Below are 5,365 nucleotides of genomic sequence, written 5' to 3' on the forward strand. Positions count from 1 at the left end.
ACCCATCCCGAGGTGCGCCGCCCGGCGGCGGAGGGGAGGGTGGCGGACTGGCCCAACGACAGGATGTCGCCGCTGTTCGTGGCGGCGATCGAGGCGGTGGAGGAGGCGATCCTGAATTCGCTCCTCTGCGCCACCACGGTCGAAAGCCGCGACCCCGCCACCGGGCGGAAGCGGAAAGTCGAGGCCATCGACATCGCGGCGCTGCGACGCCTGCTGACCGGCGCGGCCTGAGGCAGGCTCGGCTGGGGCGAACCCCCGCCGAGGCCCTTGTCACGCGAAGGCGTAGTCGCGGCCGTCGAGGTGATTGACACCCTCGAGGGTAAGCTGCGTCACCGAGCCGTCTTCCGCCTGGATCGAAAAGACATTGCCCGTGTTCCAGATCTTGGCGTTGCTGCCAAAGCCCTCAAGCAGCAGGGTGTCGGCGGCGCCGCCCCAGCCATGCGGCCGGAAGTCGGTGATGGTGTCGCTGCCCTGGCCCTTGCCGATGACGAAGGTGTCCGCGCCGCCGCCGCCGGTCAGTCGGTCAGCGCCGCCGCCGCCATTGAGGCGGTTCGGTGCATCATTGCCGATGATGACGTTGTCGAGGCCGTTGCCCGTCCCCGTGCTCCAGCCGGAGCCGAAGAAGGTCAGGTTCTCGACATGGTCCGGCAGCGTGTAGTTCTTCACCCAGGTGATCACGGTGTCGGTGCCGCCATTGGCGGCCTCGGCGATCGGCGTGTTCTCGGCGTTCACACGGTAGGTGTCGTCCCCGCCGCCCGCGGCGATCAGGCCTGGGTTGGCCGGCGTGGCCGGGCTCGCGGGCTGGTTGTCGTCGCCATTGCTCGCGTTGCCGCCAGAAATGCCGGCATTGTTCGAAGCGCCGCCGAAGGCGTCGCGGAAGGCCTGGGAGGCGACCGGGATGTGCCAGTCGGTCAGCTTGCCGATGCCGTTGTCGCTGGAATTCCAGTAGGACTGGTAGACCACGTCATGGCTCTCGAACCAGGCTTCCATGTTCTTGATGAAGGAGGCGTCATTGCTGTCGACGCCCCATTCCGAATAGGCCGTCGGCTTGCCATGGGCGTCCGCCTGCCGCTCGAACCACTCCAGCCCGTGCGGCGCGCTGCGCATGTGGTCCCAGGCGACCTGCGCGTTGGATCCCTGCTGGCTGACGTTCCAGTAGATGTCCATGCCCATCACGTCGACATAGTTGTCGCCCGGATAGGCCCGCATCGGATCGGCGCCATCCCAGGTGTGATTGATGTTCCACTCGAAGCGGAAACGGTCGGAGACGTCGCGGAAGCTGTCGACGAACTGCCGGAAGGCGCCGATGAAGGCGTCCTCATGCCCGACTGAGCTCCAGGGGAAGTTCTGGAGATTGTTCTCCCAACCGGTGCGGATATAGATCGGATCGTTGTCGCCCTGCCGTCCTGCCAGCAGGGATTCCGCAACATCTGTGTAGTAGCCATTGAAGTTGCCGGCCGCCGCCTGCTCAAGGGTCGGGCTGCCGTTCCAGACGAGCAGCGGCACGGACCAGAGAACCGGCCGGTCAATGCCCTTCCACAGGTCATTCGCGGCCCACTGGGCGCTCTGCGTGAAGTCCCACCAGTTGGCGCCGCCGACGACGCCATGGATCGCATCGACCTCGCGGCCGAGAAAGGATTCGAACTCGCGGATCGCGGAGGGGCTGTTGGCCCCATAAACTCCTAGAATCGTCAAAACACAAATGCCCCCTGCTTCCGCAGCCGCCGGCACGCCCCGCACCCACGGTGCCCCCGGGGTGCCGGCCTACGGAGAATGGATGCAGTCGCCGCGTCCGTAACAATGGCGCAGCCTGCGGTCGCATCCTGCTTGATTAAATGTGAAGATCAATTCTGGAAGATTCCGACAGTATATGTTAGCGCGAGCGTTACCTATTGCGAGAAATACCGAAATTTTCTTCCAAATTGGTTTAGTTTTCGTCCGAAGAAATAAATGGCGCGAAAATGGATTTACGTGATTTTTGTTGCAGTTGCTTAAAAGATGGCAATGCGTAACTGCTTGGCGCGGTGCAGCACGAGAGGCCCTCGAAGGGAGGTCTGCTTGCCATGCTGCACGTGACGATGAGGAGGACTGCGCCGCGGCCAGGCAGGCATCGGGCTGGGCCGCCGCGGCGGCGGCCGCCGTTCAGCCGATCAGGTGGTAGGCCCGATACCAGTCGACGAAGCGCCGCAGCCCATCCTGCAGCGGCGTATGCGGGGCGAAGCCGATGGCGGCGCGCAGGGCCGACACGTCAGCCCAAGTCCGCTCGACATCGCCCGGCTGCATCGGCAGATCCTCGCGGAGGGCAGGGCGGCCGGTACATTCCTCCAGCACGCGGATCACCTCGTTCACCGTCACCGGCGAGTCATTGCCGATGTTGAACAGGCGATGTGGCACGCCGGGCGCGATGCGGCCGGGCTCGTCGCCTGCGGCCGGTGGCCGGGGCGTCAGCCGCGCCAGCGCCTCGACGATCTCATCGATATAGGTGAAGTCGCGCTGCAGCGCCCCGCCATGGAAGATCGGGATCGGCTCGCCGGCCAGCAGCGCCCGGGTGAACTTCCAATAGGCCATGTCCGGCCGGCCGAAGGGGCCATAGACGGTGAAGAAGCGCAGGCCCGTCAGCGGCAGGCCGTAGAGATGCGCATAGGTCTGCGCCATAAGCTCATTGGCACGCTTGGTCGCGGCATAGAGCGAGATCGGCAGTTCCACCGCATCCCGTTCAGAAAAGGGCACCTTGCTGTTGGCGCCGTAGACCGAGGAGGAGGAGGCATAGACAAGGTGGCGCACCGGATGCGCCCGCGCCGCCTCCAGCACCTCCAGGAAGCCGTCGATATTGGCCGAGGTATAGGCGCGCGGATGGTCGATCGAGTAGCGGACCCCGGCCTGCGCCGCCAGATGCACCATGTGGTGCGGCCGCTCGGCGCCGCAGAGCGCGGTGAGAGCGCCGGCAGCGGAAAGATCCATGCGGTAGAAGCGGAAGCCGGGCTTGTCCGCGAGCAGCGCCAGCCGCGCCTGCTTCAGCGTCGGGTCATAGTAGTCGTTCAGATTGTCGACGCCGATCACCGTGGCGCCCTCGGCCAGCAGGCGCTGGCTCAGCGCCGCGCCCACGAAGCCCGCGGCGCCGGTAACCAGCACGCGGCATCCCGCGAGATCGCTATCCACAAACAAACCCTTTACTGAGCGGCGGGCAGGAAGCTCTGCAGCTCCAGGAAGGCCAGCCGCGCCGCATGATCATCCAGCCTGCATAGCATGAAGCCGCGCAGCCCGAGACCGATGCGGCACTCGGCTTGGCCGGCAACGCCGGTCGCCTCGACGGCGGCGCCGCTGTCGAAGTCAAGCTCCAGCGGCGCGAGCTCCGGCAGCGCCGGCAGGTCGAGCATGAAGGTGCGGTCGGCGCCCGGCGCCATCGGCAGCTCGACCAGGCTCAGCGTGATGCCGGCGGCGGCGCAGCGCAGGCTGACGCTGCAGGCCTCGAAGGGGGGGCGCACTTCCAGGTAGAGTCGCAGTGGCGCGCCGATGGCGGCCTCGGGCAGCGGCAGGCGCAGGCTGGCGCTGCCTTCGCGGCTCCAGACGCCCCATTCTTCCAGCCGGTGCCAGCCGGCACCCTCGCGCGCGGCATCGGCCAGGGCGGCCGACAGATCCGGCTGGTTCCGCATCGCGCGGCGGGTGACGTAATGCTGGCCGAGGCGGAGCTGTGCGCGCTCCTCCAGCGGATACTCGCCCTCCTCCGCCATGCGGGCGACGGCGGTTAGCACCTGGTCCTTCACCGCGCTCCAGCTGCGCGGCCGCCCCTTCTCCCGGACGATGGCTTCCTGCGCCTGGCGGAACGGCAGGTCGAAGATCACCCGCTCCAGCACCTGCTGCAAATCCGGCAGGCTTTGTGGCGTAAAGTAGAGCGCGGCCTCGCCGCCGGCCTCGGTCAGCGCCGAATGCCGCGGGGTGACGACGACCTTGCCATGCGCCAGCGCCTCGGTGATCGGCAGGCCCCAGCCTTCGTAATGGCTGTTGTAGACGGTGAAGGCGCAGCGGGCGTAGAGCGCGTCGAGCTCCTGGTCGGAGACATGCGGCAGCAGCACGATATGGCGCTGCAGCTCCGGCGCGTTGCGCAGCAGGTTCAGCGCCGCCTCGGCATGCCAGCCGGGCTTGCCGACGCAGATCAGCCGCGGCACCCGCGCCGCGCCATGCTGGCGCAGCAGCTGCAGCCAGGCGCTGAACACCAAGAGGTGGTTCTTGCGGCTCTCGATGGTGGCAACGAAAAGCGCGAAACTCTCGCCATGGCGCAGGACGCGCAGCGCTTCCAGGTTCCCGGCCTCAGCAGGCGTGGCGAGCTCGCGCGGATCGGCATCGAGCCGCACCACCTCGCCCGGCAGCTCCATGCCCGGCAGGATCGTCGCCAGCTGCTGCCGCACGTCGCGCAAGGTGTTTTCCGAATTGGCCAGCAGGCCATGGGCGTGCAGCCCCATGGCGCCGAACCAGCGGGCATAGTCCTGCACCATGGTGGCGCGGCAATGCTCCGGCACGATCAGCGGCACGCAGTCATGCAGGAAGGGGATATAGCGCAGGCCGTAGCGGCGCTGCATGTCCTGCAGGGCGCGGAAATACTCGGCCAGTCCCCAGGAATTGCCAAGATTGACCAGGACTGCGCCAGCCGGGAAGGCGATCGGCGGCGCCGCCGCGACCTGTCCGCGCAGCGCGTCGCGCGCCGCCAGCCAGCCGGGCTCCTGTGCATCGGACCCTGTCGCCGCCAGGGCGCAGAGCGCGGTAAAGCCCTGGGCATCGACCGGGCGCCAGCACAGGGCTGCAGGATCATAGCAGGCGAGCGACAGCTGTGTGCCCGAGGGCGCCGCCTCGGCCATGGCGCGGCGGACGATGCCCATCTGCACACGCTGGATGCCGGTCGGCGTGCGGGCACCGTCGAAATAGATCAGCACGTCGGAGACATCGAGCATCAGCTTCAGCACCCCGTCATGCAGGATGCTGGGAGGCTGGCGATGGCGGCGGCCTGTGGCCGCCGGCGCCTCGTCCAGGAAGCTCAGCGGCGAGGGCGCAGGCATTGGCACCGGGACCGGCGGCGGAGGCGGCGGAGCTGGCACGACCGGCGGCGGCGCCGGGGCAGCCACAGGGGCCGGCGGTGGCAGCGGCGCAGGGACGGGCTCCGGCGCGAAAGCGAAGGTCGGCGTCGGCGGGGCTTCCGGCAAGGCGCGCGCGGCAGGGGCCGGCAGCGGGTCGCCGCCGAACAGCGGCGGCAGGGCGACGGCGCTCAATGCGGGCTCGGGGTCCAGCAGCGAGGGCAGCTCGATCGCACGCTGTCCGGGTGCCTCGGGCGGCAACGGGGCGAGCGCCGGCGCGGGAACGGGCGGGGCAGGCG

General features: G+C 68.2%; 4 protein-coding genes. 1 reads left to right on the forward strand and 3 read right to left on the reverse strand.

From position 1 onward, the window contains the following. Positions 1-231: P1 family peptidase (locus BKE38_RS27545; protein ID WP_207553698.1), on the forward strand; the 231-nt coding region annotated here is incomplete at its 5' end. A 39-nt stretch (positions 232-270) separates the two neighbouring features. Here BKE38_RS27545 and BKE38_RS27550 read toward each other — a convergent pair. From BKE38_RS27550 to BKE38_RS27560, 3 genes are all read right to left on the reverse strand, one after another. Then, on the reverse strand, positions 271-1,740 hold the full coding sequence (locus tag BKE38_RS27550; RefSeq protein WP_131829751.1) for a glycosyl hydrolase: 1,470 nt from the start codon (positions 1,738-1,740) through the stop codon (positions 271-273). 402 nt (positions 1,741-2,142) lie between these two features. Then, on the reverse strand, positions 2,143-3,132 hold the full coding sequence (locus tag BKE38_RS27555) for an NAD-dependent epimerase/dehydratase family protein (RefSeq protein WP_278247654.1): 990 nt from the start codon (positions 3,130-3,132) through the stop codon (positions 2,143-2,145). A 38-nt stretch (positions 3,133-3,170) separates the two neighbouring features. Continuing rightward, the coding region (locus tag BKE38_RS27560) for a glycosyltransferase family 4 protein (RefSeq protein WP_165694306.1) at positions 3,171-5,365 on the reverse strand (2,195 nt) is incomplete at its 5' end.

The sequence above is a fragment of the Teichococcus deserti genome (assembly GCF_001982615.1).
GTDB lineage: Bacteria > Pseudomonadota > Alphaproteobacteria > Acetobacterales > Acetobacteraceae > Pseudoroseomonas > Pseudoroseomonas deserti.